Genomic DNA, 17,116 nt, shown 5'->3' on the forward strand with positions numbered 1-17,116 from the left:
ACCTAAGGTGACTTTTTATACTTTAGAAGACTGTTCAGTCGTGTAAATGCTGCAACAGGACTTCTGGGTTGACATCAGCATCATAGTTGACGCCATCTACACCAAAACCAAACAATTGCAAGAAGTCCTGATGATAGCCCGCATAATCGGTCAGTGTATCAATATTGTCGGTTTCCACTTGCTTCCATAATGCTTTTACTTCAGCCTGAATATGCTCAGCCAGTTCTTTGCCATCTTGTCGCAAACGTCCGGCCTCATCTAAGGTAGGTGCTGCACTGTACAACCCCTCACGGAACAAACCATTTATTTGCTCAATGCAACCTTCATGGCTGCCTTCTGCTTTCATCACGCGGTACAACAAAGAGATATACAGCGGCATAATAGGAATTGCTGAGCTGGCTTGTGTTACCACAGCTTTCAGCGAAGCAACATAGGCTTTACCTTGTTTCTGACTTAACTTGGCGGTGATAGCACTAGCGGCGCGATCCAGATCCTCTTTGGCTTTCCCGATGGTTGCTTTGCCATAGATAGGCCAGGTTAGTTCTTTGCCAATATAAGTATAAGCAACGGTCTGGCAGTTTTCAGCCAGCACACCAGCGGCATCCAGTTGATCCAACCAACGCTCCCAGTCTTCTCCACCCATCACTTTCACAGTATGAGCAATTTCTTCTTCCGTTGCTGGCTCTACACTGACATCTTCAATGACCCGCTTGCTGGTATTCAGGTTTTTCTCTGTATAAGCCTTCGCAATAGGCTTGAGTACCGAGCTGAACACCTCGCCACTGACCGGATCTTTGCGACGAGGAGCTGCCAAGCTGTAAACCACCAGATCAATCTTACCCATTTCTTGTTGGATCAATTCAATAGCCTGAGCTTTAAGTTCATCGGTAAAGGCATCGCCATTAATATGCTTATTCCACAAGCCGGCGGCATTGGCTTCTTGCTCAAAAGCAGCTGTATTGTACCAACCTGCTGATGCAGTTTTGCTGGCTGTCGGCGCTTTTTCAAAGAAAATCCCTAAGGTGTTTGCTCCAGAGCCAAACGCAGCGGTAATTCGCGAGGCTAAGCCATAGCCAGTAGAGGCGCCAATCACCAATACATTTTTAGGGCCATTGTTTACTGTGCCTTGCTGTTTGACATAATCAATCTGAGATTTGACATGTGCAGCGCAACCAACCGGGTGGGCGTTGGTGCAAATAAAGCCTCTAACTTTAGGTTGAATGACCATAATAAATCCTGTTTTGCTTCAAAATTGCGACTAGTGTAAGACTTTAACAGCCTAAGCTGGTCGGATCAGCATGTTTTTCAATGAAATTATAGAGGAATACTTATATCTCTCTTATCCTATTTAAGGGTAAACAGCTGCATAAAAAAAGCAACGCTATCTACGCTGCTTTCTTGATAAGACATTCACTGACATAAAAAGCGAAATGAAACTTCGTGCCATTCGCATGAGGCTGGGAACTCTATACCGGCAACTTTTTTTCACCTCCCATACATTTTGGTGATGCTGGTGGTTTTTCCGCGTAGTACTCATACCATTCACTTGGTGTGTAGGTATGAAGCGCCAGCGCATGTATGTCTTTTGCTATTTCTTCAGCAACGACCGCATTCACGGCCCGATGTCGTTGCAACAATCGCATACCATCAAAATGTGGAGTGACGATCACCACTTTAAAATGCGACTCTGAACCGGCGGGGACATTGTGCATATGGCTTTCATTAACAACATCCAACACGACAGGATCAAATGCATCCAATAACTTTTGTTCTATACGGGTGTGGATCAACATAGACTTCATCCTTTTTTGGTCCTTCCATTTTACTCTAGTTAAAGCCACCAAACTTGCCAGCTTGTTTTTCCTGTCAAGCACTTTATTGAGCAGTAACAGGCTGGCTTTGCTAAAAAAAATATATTGGTCTAAACAGTGGCTGGGATATAACGAAATGTCAGATTAATGCGCAAAGACGTGGCTTTACTTTGTTTCGGCACCCGATGCAGCCAGTATTGTTGACAGGCTCCCTTCATCAGCAGCAAGCTACCATCGCTTAGCGATAGCTGCAACTGCTCTTCAGTCTGACGGTGTCTTAAATCAAACCGTCGGGCTTGTCCCAAACTTAATGACGCAATCACCGGATGAGCGCCTAACTCAGGCTCATTATCGGCATGCCAGCCCATGTGCTGATGACCATCACGATAATGATTCAACAACACACAATTGAATGTGTGGTGGCAGCTTCGGTTCACATCTGCCACTAAAGCTCGTACCAACGGATGCCATGCCACCGGCATAAAGCGGGTACCGGAATAACGATAGTGACAATGCGGGTCGCCCATCCATACTTGCTGGCGGGGAATCGCTACCGATTTGCCATACAATCGGATAGCTGGCTGCTGCCAATCCAGTTCATCACAGAGCTGTTGCAGCAGCACTCTGCTCTTCGCTTCGCTCATCCAATTTGGCCAGAGTGTTAACTCGGCATCAGGCAAAGAAAAATGCCGAGGCTGCTGTAGCTTGAGCTGCTCGGTGGAGCGTGTCAAAATAGCCGTCATTTTGTAAAGTCCGAGTCCTAATGAACACACATTTTACGTTGGCAGAGCAAGCTCTGCAATTAAAGCGCTGGCCAGCAGATAGTGACTTTCCAAACCTGCAAGCATGGGATGCAGTCGATGAACTGCTGTTAACTACGGCTTTTGAGAACATCCAGACCACCAAGCCACACCACGTATTGGTCATCAACGATCACTTTGGTGCCATCAGTTGTGCTCTGCTCGAAGCGCATCCCGAGCTGATGATCTGGCATCGTAGTGATTCAAGAGTGAGTCAACTTGCTTGCCAACACAACCTGGCGCTGAATCAGCTCGATAGTAGCCAGCTAAATTTCATCAACAGTTTAGACCCCTGTCCAATCCAGCCGGATATGGTAATCATGCGTATACCGCGCGATCATGGCTACTTGCAGTATCAGTTACAGCAATTGACTGATGAGATCAGTGCGCAGACAGCATTGCTGATTGCAGCTAAAGCCAAAGATATCCATAAAAACTTGTTACAACTATTCTCAAATACACTGGGGCCAACCAGCGCCTCGCTGACCATCAAGAAATGTCGTTTGCTGCAGTGTCAACTGCAGTGGCCTCTGCCAAAGACAGATAAGTTATGGCCAAAAAAGTGGCCTGCCCTTGCGCAAAATGTTCAGCTTATCAATCATGCCAATGTCTTCAGTGGCGATCAGTTAGATATCGGCGCGCGTTTTTTGCTCGCTCATTTACCCACAACTCAAGCGGGGCAAACACTGGTTGACCTTGGCTGCGGTAATGGGGTTCTTGGCCTGTCAGCTTTGCTAGCCAACCCGGAATTACACGTCATATTTTGTGATGAGTCTTATATGGCAGTTGAGTCGGCGCGTTTAACCGTTATGGAAAATGCACCTCACTTAGCGGCACAGTGCACTTTTTTAATAGACGACGGTCTGAGTCAGCAGGCCAAAGCAAGTGCAGATTGGGTCTTGTGTAACCCTCCTTTTCATCAACAACAAACGATAACCACGCACGTGGCCAAGCAGATGTTTGTCGATGCCAAACGAGTACTCAAACCCGGAGGCCATTTACGAATTGTCGCCAATAGGCATCTACCCTATGGCCAACAATTACAACGAATCTTTGCCGGTTGTCGCTGCATTGCGAGCCAGGCAAAGTTTATCATTTTGGAGTCACAACTCAGGAGTAAAGCATGAAGCGATCCTTTCACCAATTGCTGGTAATCATCGTGATGGGCTTGACCCTTCTGGCCGCCTGCTCAAGTACACAACGTCCATTATTCATAGATACTGAACTGAGCGCGCCACCAGCACTGGATCTCAACAAGACTCGCTTCCAGTGGCAACTGCAGGATCAGCGCAGCCAGCCCTATGCCTTACACATCAGTAAAGGCACAGACCGCCGTAGCTATAAAAACAAACTCAATTTGCCAGAGTCCCTGCAACAGCAACTGCAGTATATGTTTACCCTTCGCGGCGCCGTGATTGACACAAATGCGTTGACTACTTTGCAATTTAATGTGTTGGAGTTACACGCCAAAGCGAAGCAGCATCCATTGGATCATGAGGTCCACTCCAGCATTAAGGTGGAGCTAAACATCCGCTCAACGACTGGCGTCTACCGCAAGCGCTTTCAGGGAAAAAGTAGCTATACCGCACCTTTTAAGGTCGATCATGCCATGGTTGAACGCGAATTGAAAAAACTGACGGAACAAGTCTTCACTGATATTTTAAACGACACCCACTGGCAAGCTTATTTAAGGAGTCATCGATGAGAGCTATCATTCTGAGCTTAGTATTCTGTTTCAACAGTGCTTTAATGGCTGGAGAAACTCTGCAAGCGGATAATTTATTTCCTAAGGTTGTGTTTCATACCTCACTTGGAGATATTACCGTTGAATTGGATCGCAGCCGCGCCCCCATTGCAGTGAATAACTTTCTTAGTTATGTGAAAACAGAGCGCTATAACGACACTATATTTCATCGCTTGATCGCCGACTTTGTTCTGCAAGGTGGCGGCTATGCTTCGGATTTCGAGCCGATTACCACGCTAGAGGCCATTTTTAATGAATCGGGTAATGGCCTGAAAAATGAAATAGGTACCATCGCTATGGCGAGAACCAGCAACCCACACAGTGCCACCAGCCAGTTTTACTTTAATTTATCGGACAATGAAAACCTGGATCCCGGATCTCGTTGGGGTTACACCGTGTTTGGCCGGGTCATGATGGGTATGGATATTCTGGAAAAAGTGAATGATTGGGAAACCAGCCATCATGCTGTGACTGGTTGGCCCGATGTTCCGGTGGAACCCATTTTATTGCATAAGGTCACTTTGCAAGCGGAAACTGAGCTCAGTCAGGAGTAATTTTTTCTCTCATCCATGGCGTACCCTACTATACTTGCGATAACAGCAGCATGCTTTGCTGGCATCACAGGAGTTGAGGTAGGTGTATGCTGGAACTATTTATTGAGCATAAAACACAACAACTAATTTATTACGCGTCGCGTTTTTTTCGCGGCCGTATGCCCCACACTGAACTGCATTTGTTTATCTGGGATACGCTGGAAGAGTGGGCGCAATTTGGCGTGCGGTTAAAAACACCACAATCTTATCGTGAACAAGTGTTTTGGCATGTGTTGCATCAGTTGGAGTTTTGGCCTGAGCAGCAACTAATGAGTGATGATGTTTTACGGCAAAACATCCAATATTGCTTGAGCTATCTTAGAGGCAAAGGAGCGGTCCCGCTCGATTGTATCGGCATACGTCCTTAACCATCTCGCTTGTCTTCACTGCAAAGTCAGGATTTTTTGTGTTTATTTTCCCATGGAGTATTCCGCATGTTCGTTAGCTTTGCTATCGTCAGCACTGTCCTTATGAGAGTCTCCGATGTTATTTAAAACTGAAAGCAAAGTTCAAAGCTGGCGCGAAGCGGTTCACAGCTACCACGATATCCGTTTGTTTTATATTTTTTTGATGGGATGCGCCTCTGGCTTCCCCTGGGTGCTGATTAGCTCAAATATGAGTGGTTGGTTGCAAGATGCTGGGCTATCACGTGCTGCGATTGGTTATTTTGGCTCCATTTTTGTGGTCTATGCCCTCAACTTCATGTGGGCACCGTTACTTGACCGGGTAAAACTGCCCCTGCTGCATCGCTTATTGGGCCAGCGTCGTAGTTGGATATTTCTTATGCAGAGCCTCATTTTTTGCGCCACACTCTCCATTGCTTTTACCAACCCCGGCTATAGCTTACTCTGGACCTCATTGCTGGCGTTATCCATCGCCGTAGCGTCATCCACTCAGGATGTCGCCATCGATGCTTACCGCATCGATATTATTGCTGGTGAAAAACTACGGCTACCGCCTGCAGCTGCGATGGCGGTAATAGGCTGGTGGACTGGTTACTCGTTGCCGGGCGCTATCGCCTTTTTTAATGCGGATGCTTTAGGCTGGAATACGGTCTACCTTGGTATGGCCGGTGTGCAACTGCTGCTGATGCTGGCCACCCTGTATATTCGTGAACCAACTACCGAACGGGTCCAGTTGCAGCAACAAGCCAGTCAGCGCTATGAGCAACATTTGGGCCAAGGAAGAATTCAAGGCTACCTGGTGTGGTTAAGTGTGACGGTGATTGAGCCTTTTGCTGAGTTTTTCCGGCGTAATGGCTGGCAGATGGCGCTGGCATTATTGCTTTTCGTCTTTTTATTTAAGATAGGTGAAGCCTTTTTAGGCCGCATGTCGATCCCATTTTATCGAGAAGTCGGCTTTAGCAATGAGCAAATTGCTGAGTATTCCAAACTGATTGGGTGGTTTGCTATGGTGGTATTTACCCTCATAGGCAGTGCAATTAATATCCGCTTTGGTATTCTAAGAGGCTTGTTTATTGGTGGCGTTGCCATGGCAGCCAGCAACCTGATGTTCGCCTGGATTGCTGTGATTGGCCCTAACACGGACCTCTTTTTAGCTACTATTTTAGTGGATAACTTCACCTCCGCTTTTTCTACTGTCGCCTTTGTGTCTTTTTTAACCTACCTGACCGGGCATGCATTTTCGGCTACACAATATGCGTTATTAGCTTCATTAGGTAATCTGGGACGAACGACGCTGGCTTCCTTTAGCGGTGAACTGGTAGATTATCTGGATGGAAATTGGGCCTTATTCTTTACCATTACTGCACTCATGGTAATCCCATCGCTTTGCTTATTACTATGGGTTGGTCGAAAATTCAGACAGTTGGAGCCAAAAGCAAGCGCACTTTAACAAAGGCCAACTTCAACTCAATTAAAAAAGGGGTCCCTGACGGCACCCCATTCTTGTTTATTGCATGCCCTTAATTCAGTGCTTGCTTCAAACCCTCTGCGGGGTCTATTTCAAGCGCTTGACAATAACGTATAAACTCAACGACATCCAACCGTCGCTCCTGGTTTTCAACCTTTCCGATAAAGGAATGAGGGGTTCCCAGTAACTCCGACAAGCTGCGCATGGTATGGCCTTTTTCTTGACGTTGGCGCTTTAACCAGACACAAAGTCGTTTATTCTCTTCCGAGATAACGCTTTTACCACCTTTCATCTAATGAATACTCCCAGCGTTTATTACGCTTTTATTATTTAATTGTTAACTTTTGCCCAAGTTCACTATTCACTCTATCGAGCAAACCAGTGAAAACAGCTCCATTAAAGCATAGGATGCGACAAGCGTACAGTTACAAGCGTTAAAAATAGCAATTTTACTTGACAGGTCGGATGGGTTTGTTTAGGGCAACCCTATAATCGGGAAAAAAGTGAGGTTTGACTGTTATCATGCTATGAAACAGCTCGGCTATATCTTTAGTGACTGTCGCTTTTCCCCTATACTGAACAAAAAGAGGACATACTATGGTTCGTTTGTTATTTTTACTGCCTCTGGTGATGTTTGCCGCCTGGTTCTGGTTTTTACAGGTTCAGGGGTTGAGCATTAAACAAGGCTGGAAAGGCTTCATCTACATAGCTATTTTTAATGCGGCCATTGCATTAGTATTACTGGGAATTATGTGGCTGACCAAGTTGTAGCCAGCTGCAAAGCGGCTACAACTTGAATGCATTAAACCGAAAACGAAGAGCCGCAACCGCACGTTGTGGTGGCATTGGGGTTATTTACAATAAAGCGACTGCCTGAAAGCCCCTCGGTGTAATCCACCGTACCTCCCATCAAGTACTGTAGGCTCATAGGGTCAACTACCATACTTACCCCTTGTTTTTCAATAACAAAGTCACCTTCATTGATTTTTTCATCGAAAGTAAAGCCATACTGAAAACCAGAGCAACCACCACCGGTGATATAGACCCGTAACTTTAAAGCCGGGTTTTCTTCTTCTGTGACCAGTGTCAGTACTTTGCTGGCGGCAGAATCGGTAAATTCAATAGGTACCTGTACGTCTGTCATGGTGGCTCCCTTATTACATCAATGGTGCGAATTATCTAATACCTGACTGTTTTATTCAAGTATTCCAGTTCCACAGTCTTAAGTTAAAAAATTTCTGCTTCATCAACAGTATGTTACACTGTATAAAAGCAGCAAACTTCTGTGTGTTCTGATGATGAAAAGCTGGCAGCGTTGCCAACAATATCTGCATCAACGTTTACCTGGCCTGCAAAAGCAACTGGCTTTGCCGCAAACCTCATTGCAACTCTGCTTGCTAGGTGCTTTAGGTGGCTTGGTAGCCGCGGTATTAATCATCTTGTTTCGATTGGCCATTTTAGCGTTGCAAAGTCTGTACTTATCATCGTTTGATGACTTTTCAACAGCCGACAGCGAGTTTCGCTGGATGTTGCCTTTTGCTGGTGCCATCTGCATTGGTGCTGTTGCCTTGTTTGCCGGCTATCGCCACTATCGACTTGGTATTCCCTTTGTTATCCACCGTATGAAAACACAATATGGCATGATGCCGTTTCGTAATACCTTGAACCAATTTTTTGGCGGAATTGCAGCCTTAGCCAGTGGTTTCTCAGTCGGCCGTGAGGGTCCCTCAGTGCATTTGGGTGCTTATGGTGCCAGCTTCATTGGTAAAAAACTGAAACTACCTTTTAACAGCATTCGTACCCTTGTTGGTTGTGGTATTGCCGCAGGTATTGCCGCTTCCTTTAATACACCATTGGCTGCGGTAATTTTTGTCATGGAAGTAGTGTTGCGCGAATACCGGATTCATGTCTTTATTCCCGTCATGCTAGCAGCCGTGGTGGGTGCTTTAGTCACACGCTCGGTGTTCGGTGTGGAACGTGAGTTGGCTATTTTAGAGATCGTCAGTTTACCCGGTTGGCACTTCCCGTACCTGATCCTCTGTGGTGTGATGATTGGCGCCATTGCTTTTGTCTTTAATACCAACATGATGCGGGTAATCCGCCTGTTTAAAAGCTGGCCACTGCCCTTTCGACTGCTACTGGCAGCCGCCATCACCGCGGCAGTAGGTTTTTTGATCCCTCAAGCCATGGGGGCTGAAACCGGAGCGATTCAATACGCTGTCTCTGCTCCTACCGATGTGCAACTGCTGTTAGCCCTATTCATTGGCAAAATGATACTGACCGTGTTTGCCTTAGGCCTTGGGGTACCGGGAGGAGTCATCGGCCCCATCTTTGGTATCGGCATTATCTTTGGAACCATGCTGGCGATTTTACCTGGCATGGTGCATGGCGATAGTGCTCATGCTGGTACTTATGCAGTCCTTGGTATGGCAGGCCTGATGGCCGCCTGCTTACACGCGCCCTTGGCTGCTTTGGTCGCTGTGATGGAGCTGGCTTCGAATCCAGATATCATTCTGCCGGCCATGCTAGTCATTACCAGTGCCTACGTCACCGGTGTACAGCTTTTTAAAAACAAATCGCTGTTCTTAATGCAACTCGACTTTTTACAAATGCCCTATAAATTATCGCCCGCCGATGATCTATTGCAAAAAGTGGGCGTATTGGCTTTGCTGGATGAGCGCTACCATGTAATTACCAATCCGGATGATGTCACGATTCGCCACCATCTGGATTTGCTTGAAGCAGATGAGTTACTGGTGATTAAACGTACCCAAGAGCAAGGTGCAGAGTTTCAGCTAGCCAGTTATGATGTGAGCCTATCCATGAGTGGTGCCGATTCGATTCGATACTTGCCTATGGTAGGTATCATAAAACAAGCAACCATGGCCGAAGCATTCAATGCCCTGGAGGCTCAACGGGAAGGTGCCGTTTATGTTTACGACGATTCGCAGGCTGAAGTGCACCCTATTGGTTTGATCCGCTGGGATCAGGTGCAAAGTTTATTGGTGAAACAGAACAATCTATTATGACGCTAATTTTGATTTATAAAGCATTGCATCTTGCATTTATGGTGGCTTGGTTTGCTGGTATTTTTTATTTACCACGTCTCTTTGTTTACCATGCAGAAACGAACCAGCAAGTAGTACAAAACCAACTGAAGGTGATGGAACGCCGTCTGTTGTATTTTGTCACGCCCTTTGCGCTGCTAACGCTCGTCTTTGGCTTGCTGTTGATCCATGCCTATGGCATGGATTGGTTTCGTGCCAGTCGCTGGATGCACTATAAGTTACTGTTGGTCGCCTTACTGTATGGCTACCATGGCTATTGCTTTAAGCTGCTGGCCGATTTTAAAGCAGATAAGAATCAGCGCAGCGGTCGCTTTTATCGCTGGTTTAATGAAGCCCCGGTATTGATCTTGTTTGCCACTATTTTTCTGGCCGTACTCAAGCCTTAGTCGTATTGGGGTTAGAGCAGTCGGAGCCAGAACAGTCGGGGCTAAAGTCCCTTTGTCGTTATCTTTTCATACATATAGAGTGTTCTCATGCGAGTTTTGAATGTCACCGCAGTCGTCAGCTTGGCGCTACTTTTTGCTCCCCTAATAGAAGCTTCAGAACCAAGTACCGATGAGCCTGAAGTGATCGTTGTCACCGCCTATCAACAGCCAAGCCGTTGGCTCACCACTGCAGCTGGTATCGCCCAAAATCAAGTCACAGAGTGGCAACTGCCGCAAGACAGTGCTCGCTTGTTTGAAGGACTACCCGGTTTGCAAGCCGACAGTCGAACCAATTATGCTCAGGATACCCGCCTTAGCATCCGTGGCTTTGGTAGCCGGAGTGCCTTTGGTGTTCGAGGCCTTTATTTAACGCTCGATGGCATTCCGCTGACCAATCCCGATGGCCAAAGTCAGGTCTCTAGTTTGCAACTCAGTCAAATTGGCTCGGTCGAAGTATTACGTGGGCCATTAGCAAGCTTGTATGGCAATGCATCGGGCGGTGTTATCCAACTGTTGAGTAAAGATATCACGGATAATAGTATCGGCTTAGCCAGTGCTCATTCGGCGCGAAGTCAACAATGGGATGCCGATTTACAATGGCAGCATAGGGATCATCAATTGCGACTGGCAGCGCACCGGTTTGAGCATGATGGTTTCCGCGCCCAATCCAGTGCCACTAAGCAGCAAGCAGTGCTGGATTGGCGCTGGCAATTTCAGCCTGGCTTGTACAGCCGTTTTCGGATGGATTGGTCCTATGATCCAACTCTACTCGATCCACAAGGCATCAGCCCTGACGACTGGCGTGTCGATCCACAACAAACACACCCGACAGCACAGCTGTTTGATACGCGTAAACAAAGCCGCCAGCTGCAAATGGCTTGGCAATTAATGCCAGAGCATGGTGAATGGCAGCTATCGAGCTGGCGAACCGAGCGTGAGATCAATCAGAACCTGGCTTTTCCTGGTGACGCTATCACTTCATCGGGCGGTGAAATTTTATTGCAACGGACGGCCCTCGGGCTCAATGCCTGGCATCGTTGGCAGTTGCAGCATGATGTGACCGTGACACTCGGCAGCCAATTGGAGCAAAGCACCGATCGTCGCTTTGGCTTTGTCAACGACCGGGGGCAGCGAGGCGATCTTCGTCGTGACGAAGAAGGACAAGTAACTCGCAGCGATCTGTATCTGCGCAGCCAATGGGACCCAACCGAGCAATGGCACTTCATCGCGGGAGTTCGTGCCAGCCAGCTGCGCTTTGCAGTTGATGATTTCTTTATTGTGCCAGGCAACCCGGATGACAGCGGTGAAAAACGTTTTCGTGAGCAAAGCTGGGCGTTAGGAAGTAGCTATCTGCTGCGACCAGACCTAAGTCTTTATGCCAGCATCGGGCAAGGCTTTGAAACTCCAACCCTCACCGAAATGGCGTATCAAAGCGAAGGTACTGGTCTGAATTTAGACCTGGAAGCGGCTCGAAATCAGCAATGGGAAATGGGACTTAAATGGTTACCATCGACGCAGACCCGCTTTGATGTCTCATGGTTTCGCATCGATACCCGCAATGAGCTGGTGGTCGATACCGCGCTCGGTGGACGTACTAGCTTTCGTAATGCTGCCGAAACACAACGGCAGGGGCTGGAAATGCAACTGGACTGGCAACAACACCCAAGCCTGAGCCATCGCTTTAGTGCTCATTGGTTAAGTGCTCGTTATCAAGGCGATACGTTGGATGGCAAGCAATTACCAGGGCTGGCACGCCAATCCTTGTATTGGCAGTTGCAGTGGCAACCCTGGCAAGATGAGCGTTTAAGCACACTGATTACCAGCCAGTATCGTGGCTCGGTGTACACCAGTGATGCCAATGATGAACAAGCACCATCTTATGTCACAGTAGATGTCGCTATGCGACTCCAGCAGCAATGGGGCGGCTGGCAATGGCAGCAATGGGTTCAACTGGATAATCTAACCGATCGCAACTACGTCGGAGCCGTCATCGTCAATCAGGGCAATGGTCGTAGTTTTGAGCCAGCAGCACCACGAACCCTGACACTGGGTATCCGGGCAGTGCATGTATTTTAACTAATGCAGCAACCACAGTATGAGCATCACAGAGCTCAACACAACGGCAGCCGTGGATAACAGCTCTGCGCGCTGCAAGCCTTGGTTGATCTGTCTCTCTAGCGAGCGCCAACCAGGCCAACGAACTTGCCATTCTGCGCGGCTCTGGGTTTGATACAACCGCTTGGCCCGCAAAGAAAGCCAAACAAAGCGGCTCTGTGGATCACGCCAGCGCTCAGGCAAAATCCAGCCAATCTGCCGCACTATTAAAAACAACAATACGGCAGCAAGAACTGGCCAACTGCTTGCCCAAACTGCGCTCAAGCTGATGCTAGCCCACCAAAATGGCTGTGTGCTTATCACTGCGAAAGGCATACTGATGCTGGCGACCACCAATATCAGCCAGCCGCTGTTCATCCAGCCGCTGACAGCCGGCATCGATTGGCTGTGAGTTGCCATCTGTTGCTGTCGCAGTAAGCACCACAGATGCAGTGCCAGCAAGGCGGTTGTTAGCGCCCCGACACTAAGCAATCCGTACAACCATTCTGCCAGCCAGACAGGGCTGCTCTGCTGCGCCATCAGCCCTTGTTTCAAGCCATATTTAACCGCAGCACCAGAGCTAAGTGGCAATGCCACCAAGGTGAATAAGCACCAGCCAATCGCCAGCCAATGAAAGCGCTGCAACCGATAGGACGAGCACGCGCCAGCACCAAGAAATAAAGCGGCTTTCAAAAATGCGTGGTGGCAGGCATACCCAACGAGCACGGTAGCTGCCATCACCCGTGCGTCACCAGTCGATAGCCAGACAATCGCCAAAGCCATCAGCATATAGCCCATCTGGCTGACCGACGAGTACGCCAATACCACCTTGCTTTGTTGGTGCCACAAAGCGATCACAGCACCAAACAAAGCGGAACAAAGCCCCAGGACTAACAGTACAACGGCCCATTGCTGCACCACCACTGCTGAAGCAGGCACAAATACCCACAAGCCAAATAGTCCCGCTTTGATCATCGCACCCGACAGCACCGCACTGGCAGGTGCTGGAGCTGCTGGGTGCGCTTGCGGTAGCCAAACATGCAGCGGAAAAAAGCCTGCTTTTAAACCAAAGCCCAACAACAGCAACAGCAAGGTAAGGGGCTGAATGCTATCCATAGTCAACTCAGCCAGTGCCAGGTTACCATCACTTTCATGCACTCGTAGCACTATGGCAGCAAACAGTAACAGCTCGCCGACAATAGCCAATTGCAAGTACAAGCGCCCTGCTCGCCTTGCTTGGCTGCTGCCGCTATGGATCACCAGCGCATAAGCTGACAAACTCATCAGAGCAAAACCGAGGTAAAACCCGAGTACATCCTGCGCCACAATCAGTAGCAGATTGCCTGACATCGCCACGATGAAAAACAACCAGTAAAAGCCGACTTGGCGTTTGATAAAAGTGACGCTGTAACAAGCAGCAGCGAGCCACAACAGAAGCGTAAAACCAAACCACAACTGAGCCAGCTGATTAGCTAGGCCAAAGCTTGCGCCTGGCCATAACCACTCGACCACATTACTCAACATAGCCAAACTCCCGCTCCACGATCAGCTCCGTCCAACTCAGCGGGCTAATATCGGTGCCAGCCAGAACCCCCATCAACACGATCAAAGCGCCGGTCAGCACTGGTGGCAACAACAGCATCCAATGGGTTTCGAAACGATCAGATAAACGGCGCTCTTCAGGCCATTCGGCAGCCGGTAAACACCAGATCCGATACAACAACGGTAAAAAATAAGCAGCATTCAATGCACTGGACATCAGCAGCACCCCTAATACCCAAGGAAAGCCAGCCTCTAAAGCGCCCATCGATAAATACCATTTGCTCACCATGCCAGCCGTTGGAGGAATGCCTATCATGCCCAGAGCTCCCAACGAAAAGGCGACACTACTTAAGGGCATTCGTCGCCCTACTCCGTTTAACTCATGGACTTTATGAATACCAAGGGTTTCGGCATAATTACCGGCACAGAAAAACAGGGTGATTTTCATTACGCCCTGATGCACCAGATGCACCAGGCCACCGATGGCAGCCACAGGGCCAAGCATGGCAACGCCCAAGGTGACATAGGACACCTGACTGACCGTCGAATACGCCAATCGACGCTTAATATCCTGTTGCTGCAATGCGCGCCAAGAGCCATACAAAATCGTGGATGAAGCCAGTACCACCAAAGGCCAGGTTAGATCGAGCTGCTGCATCACCTCGACACCAAATACATCGTACACCACCCGGACAATGCCAAAAGCCCCTGCCTTTACCACCGCGACGGCATGCAACAAGGCACTAACAGGTGCTGGCGCGACCATGGCCTCAGGCAGCCAACCATGCAAAGGCAACAGAGCGGCTTTGACACCTAAGCCGGCAATCAACAACACAAAAGCGACGATCAACGCCATTGACTGCGTATCCAGCTGAGCAGATAAATAGCCACCCGGCATAAACACAGGGCTACCTGCCACGCTATGCAGTAATGCTGCTCCCATCAGTAATAACACGCCACCACTAATGGTATAAGCCAGATAGCGACGTCCTGCCCGCAACGACTGAGGGGTGCCACGATGCACCACCAATGGAAAGGTAGCCAACGTCAGCAGCTCGTAAAACAAGACGAAGGTCACCAAATTGCCCGATAGTGCTAAACCAACGGTCGCACTGACACAGAGGCTGAAGTAACCAAAAAAGCGGGAACGTAACGGGGAGTTTTCCAGGTAACCAATGGCATACACTGTAGTCGCTAACCACAAGACGGAAGACAGCATCACGAACTGCAATGACAGAGCATCACCATGCAAAATAAAAGGCCCGCCCGGCAAGAAAGGCAACTGAAAGAAATAATCCTCGCCCGCTTTCACGCCGAGCCACATCCAGACCACCAGCAGCAGCTTGATCACCACACCACTCAGGTTTAAGCAGGTACGCAACAGTGTGCGATGCTCAGCCAGGGTGAATATCAACAAACCCGGTATCAACGAACTCAGCACAATCAGCAGAGGTAACCAGCTATTAAAATCCATGCTAGCCTCCTAGCCAGTGCACGAATGAATGGCTACCGAATGCCAGCCCCCATACCAATAAGGCGGGTACTAAGGCCAGCCACTGCGGCAACAGTTGCGGAGCAAAGTCTGGCTTGACTGGATCAGCTCTGTCAAACGCCAGAACCACCAAACGAAAAACATAAGCCGCAGATAATAAGGTACCCAGAAAAATCACCAGCAACCAGAGCCACAGTTGCCACTCTGGCCATAACGGCAGCAGCAATTGCCACTTTGCCAAAAAGCCACCGCTCGGCGGCAAACCAATTAAGCTGCCGCCCGCTACCGCCAGTGCAAACATCGCCACAGGCATCGTCTGGCTGGCCCCTTTGAGCATCTGAACACGTTTGCCACCCAGACTATGTTGCATCTCACCGACGGCCAAAAATGCAGATGTTTTTGCCAATGCATGGGCAATAATAAATAGCCATAAAGCCAGTTGAAAGGCGGGGTCGGCCGAACGTAGCGCCAGTCCTATAGCCAGAAGCGCATAACCCAATTGAGCCACAGTTGAGTAGGCCACCATCACTTTGGCGTAGGGCGTACGCAGTGCTGACCAGCCCCCCGTAAGCAAAGCCATACTGCCTGCGAATAAGAAGAACCCTGCTGCTGCGTGGCTAAGCTCAACCGTAGCCAACTGGCTCCACAACATCCATAGAATAAACAGCGGCCCTTTGACCACCAGGGCCGAGAGTAAAGCGCTCACTGGTGCAGGTGCAACTGCATGAGCCGCGGGCAACCATAGATGCAACGGCCAGAGTGCTCCTTTTAACATCAGGCCAGCCGTCATAAGCACTAACGCGAAGGTAGTCATGTGCGATTCAGACGCCGGCATCCGTGTTGCCAACTCGGCCACATCCAACACGCCAAATTGGCCATACAGCAAAGCGACACCAAGTAAGTAACACAAAGAGCCGGCTAACGATAACAACAGATAGCGCAATGCCGCCGCTACCGATTTATTGCCTGATAACGTGACCATGGCAACAGCTACCAAACCCAGCAGCTCCAACGTTACATACCAATTGAATAAATCAGTCGACAGCCACAGGGCGGATAACGACATTTGCAACAACGATGACAAGGGCCAGAAATCTGCAGCGACCTGCAAACGACGCAGACTGGTCAGACTGTAACTGGCAACCAGACTGTGGATTACCGTGGTTAATAGCAGCAACAGCGCGGTTAACTCGCTCAGTTGCCAGCGAATTGCTAAACCGGTTGGCCAGTTGCCCAATAGCATCTGCTGTGGCCCATCACTCAACACCTGTTGCAATGCTACTATCGCGCAAAGCAAACTTAGTATGGTACCCCCCCAGCTTACCCACGCAGCATACCGGCGCCAACCTAGTGCAAGCAAGGCTGCCAGCAGTGGCAGTAAGACCGCGGCTAAAGCATAATTCATGGCTTAGCCGCCAACAGACGCGCCAATAACGCCAAAGCAAAGGCTGTCGCACTCACCGCCACCACCAACCCGGTCAACACCAGAGCATGCAATACACCATCAGTGGGCTCGGTACGGGCAGCCAGCGCTACCATCACCATAAATACCCCAGCCCCCATCAGATTAAGACTTATAATACGTCGCAATAATTCAGGGCCGCGCATAAAGCCATAGAGTCCAATGCCCCAGATACCAGCCCCAATCCACAGATACCACACTATGCTGCTCATA

18 protein-coding genes are annotated in these 17,116 nt (G+C 48.9%); 9 read left to right on the forward strand and 9 right to left on the reverse strand.

The window, feature by feature from the left end; genetic code table 11:
• Positions 1–34: 34 nt before the first annotated feature.
• From fabV to Q3O60_RS08390, 3 genes are all read right to left on the reverse strand, one after another.
• On the reverse strand, positions 35–1,228 hold the full coding sequence (gene fabV / locus Q3O60_RS08380) for an enoyl-ACP reductase FabV (protein WP_305893468.1): 1,194 nt from the start codon (positions 1,226–1,228) through the stop codon (positions 35–37).
• Positions 1,229–1,466: 238 nt separating this feature from the next.
• Positions 1,467–1,793, reverse strand: a complete 327-nt coding sequence (locus Q3O60_RS08385) for a BolA family protein (RefSeq protein ID WP_305893469.1) — start codon at positions 1,791–1,793, stop codon at positions 1,467–1,469.
• A gap of 128 nt (positions 1,794–1,921) precedes the next feature.
• A complete protein-coding gene (locus Q3O60_RS08390) occupies positions 1,922–2,554 on the reverse strand; it encodes an alpha-ketoglutarate-dependent dioxygenase AlkB family protein (protein ID WP_305893470.1) in 633 nt (210 codons plus the stop codon).
• Between the two features lie 20 nt (positions 2,555–2,574).
• Between Q3O60_RS08390 and Q3O60_RS08395 the strand changes: the two genes are divergently transcribed.
• From Q3O60_RS08395 to Q3O60_RS08415, 5 genes are all read left to right on the forward strand, one after another.
• Positions 2,575–3,738 carry a methyltransferase gene (locus Q3O60_RS08395; protein ID WP_305893471.1) on the forward strand — a complete coding sequence of 388 codons (1,164 nt, stop codon included), beginning with the start codon at positions 2,575–2,577 and terminating at the stop codon, positions 3,736–3,738.
• The gene (locus tag Q3O60_RS08400; protein ID WP_305893472.1) at positions 3,735–4,316 is read left to right on the forward strand and encodes a YajG family lipoprotein; all 582 of its coding nucleotides are present in this window, start codon (positions 3,735–3,737) and stop codon (positions 4,314–4,316) included. Before Q3O60_RS08395 ends, Q3O60_RS08400 begins: the two co-directional genes overlap by 4 nt.
• Positions 4,313–4,909 (forward strand): peptidylprolyl isomerase, encoded by a 597-nt coding sequence (locus Q3O60_RS08405; RefSeq protein ID WP_305893473.1) that lies wholly within the window; start codon positions 4,313–4,315, stop codon positions 4,907–4,909. Before Q3O60_RS08400 ends, Q3O60_RS08405 begins: the two co-directional genes overlap by 4 nt.
• An 86-nt stretch (positions 4,910–4,995) precedes the next feature.
• Positions 4,996–5,316 (forward strand): hypothetical protein, encoded by a 321-nt coding sequence (locus tag Q3O60_RS08410; protein WP_305893474.1) that lies wholly within the window; start codon positions 4,996–4,998, stop codon positions 5,314–5,316.
• Positions 5,317–5,431: 115 nt separating this feature from the next.
• Positions 5,432–6,802 carry an AmpG family muropeptide MFS transporter gene (locus Q3O60_RS08415; protein WP_305893475.1) on the forward strand — a complete coding sequence of 457 codons (1,371 nt, stop codon included), beginning with the start codon at positions 5,432–5,434 and terminating at the stop codon, positions 6,800–6,802.
• A gap of 70 nt (positions 6,803–6,872) precedes the next feature.
• On the opposite strand, the gene Q3O60_RS08420 is transcribed toward Q3O60_RS08415, so the two are convergent.
• Positions 6,873–7,112 carry a helix-turn-helix domain-containing protein gene (locus Q3O60_RS08420; protein WP_305893476.1) on the reverse strand — a complete coding sequence of 80 codons (240 nt, stop codon included), beginning with the start codon at positions 7,110–7,112 and terminating at the stop codon, positions 6,873–6,875.
• A gap of 305 nt (positions 7,113–7,417) precedes the next feature.
• Between Q3O60_RS08420 and Q3O60_RS08425 the strand changes: the two genes are divergently transcribed.
• Complete coding sequence (locus Q3O60_RS08425; protein ID WP_305893477.1) at positions 7,418–7,591, forward strand: hypothetical protein; 174 nt, start codon at positions 7,418–7,420, stop codon at positions 7,589–7,591.
• 31 nt (positions 7,592–7,622) lie between these two features.
• On the opposite strand, the gene erpA is transcribed toward Q3O60_RS08425, so the two are convergent.
• The gene (gene erpA, locus Q3O60_RS08430; protein WP_305893478.1) at positions 7,623–7,964 is read right to left on the reverse strand and encodes an iron-sulfur cluster insertion protein ErpA; all 342 of its coding nucleotides are present in this window, start codon (positions 7,962–7,964) and stop codon (positions 7,623–7,625) included.
• A 154-nt stretch (positions 7,965–8,118) separates the two neighbouring features.
• Here erpA and Q3O60_RS08435 point away from each other — a divergent pair, with 154 nt between their 5' ends.
• The 3 genes from Q3O60_RS08435 to Q3O60_RS08445 all read left to right on the forward strand — a co-directional run bounded on the left by Q3O60_RS08435 (position 8,119) and on the right by Q3O60_RS08445 (position 12,389).
• Positions 8,119–9,849: a chloride channel protein gene (locus Q3O60_RS08435; protein ID WP_369812653.1), complete on the forward strand. Its 1,731-nt coding sequence runs from the start codon at positions 8,119–8,121 to the stop codon at positions 9,847–9,849.
• Positions 9,846–10,274: a CopD family protein gene (locus Q3O60_RS08440; protein WP_305893480.1), complete on the forward strand. Its 429-nt coding sequence runs from the start codon at positions 9,846–9,848 to the stop codon at positions 10,272–10,274. Before Q3O60_RS08435 ends, Q3O60_RS08440 begins: the two co-directional genes overlap by 4 nt.
• Before the next feature lie 87 nt (positions 10,275–10,361).
• Entirely contained in the window at positions 10,362–12,389 is a 2,028-nt protein-coding gene (locus Q3O60_RS08445; protein WP_305893481.1) for a TonB-dependent receptor family protein, read from the forward strand.
• Here Q3O60_RS08445 and Q3O60_RS08450 read toward each other — a convergent pair whose 3' ends face one another.
• Genes Q3O60_RS08450 through Q3O60_RS08465 form a run of 4 tightly spaced genes read right to left on the reverse strand, consistent with a single transcriptional unit; the run spans position 12,390 to position 17,115 of the window.
• Complete coding sequence (locus Q3O60_RS08450; RefSeq protein ID WP_305893482.1) at positions 12,390–13,931, reverse strand: proton-conducting transporter transmembrane domain-containing protein; 1,542 nt, start codon at positions 13,929–13,931, stop codon at positions 12,390–12,392.
• Positions 13,921–15,423 (reverse strand): complex I subunit 5 family protein, encoded by a 1,503-nt coding sequence (locus Q3O60_RS08455; RefSeq protein WP_305893483.1) that lies wholly within the window; start codon positions 15,421–15,423, stop codon positions 13,921–13,923. Before Q3O60_RS08455 ends, Q3O60_RS08450 begins: the two co-directional genes overlap by 11 nt.
• A 1-nt stretch (position 15,424) precedes the next feature.
• Positions 15,425–16,846 carry a complex I subunit 5 family protein gene (locus Q3O60_RS08460; protein ID WP_305893484.1) on the reverse strand — a complete coding sequence of 474 codons (1,422 nt, stop codon included), beginning with the start codon at positions 16,844–16,846 and terminating at the stop codon, positions 15,425–15,427.
• Complete coding sequence (locus tag Q3O60_RS08465; RefSeq protein ID WP_305893485.1) at positions 16,843–17,115, reverse strand: NADH-quinone oxidoreductase subunit K; 273 nt, start codon at positions 17,113–17,115, stop codon at positions 16,843–16,845. The genes Q3O60_RS08460 and Q3O60_RS08465 overlap by 4 nt, the downstream gene beginning before the upstream one ends.
• Position 17,116: the final 1 nt, after the last annotated feature.

The organism is Alkalimonas collagenimarina, assembly GCF_030717845.1.
GTDB lineage: Bacteria > Pseudomonadota > Gammaproteobacteria > Enterobacterales > Alteromonadaceae > Alkalimonas > Alkalimonas collagenimarina.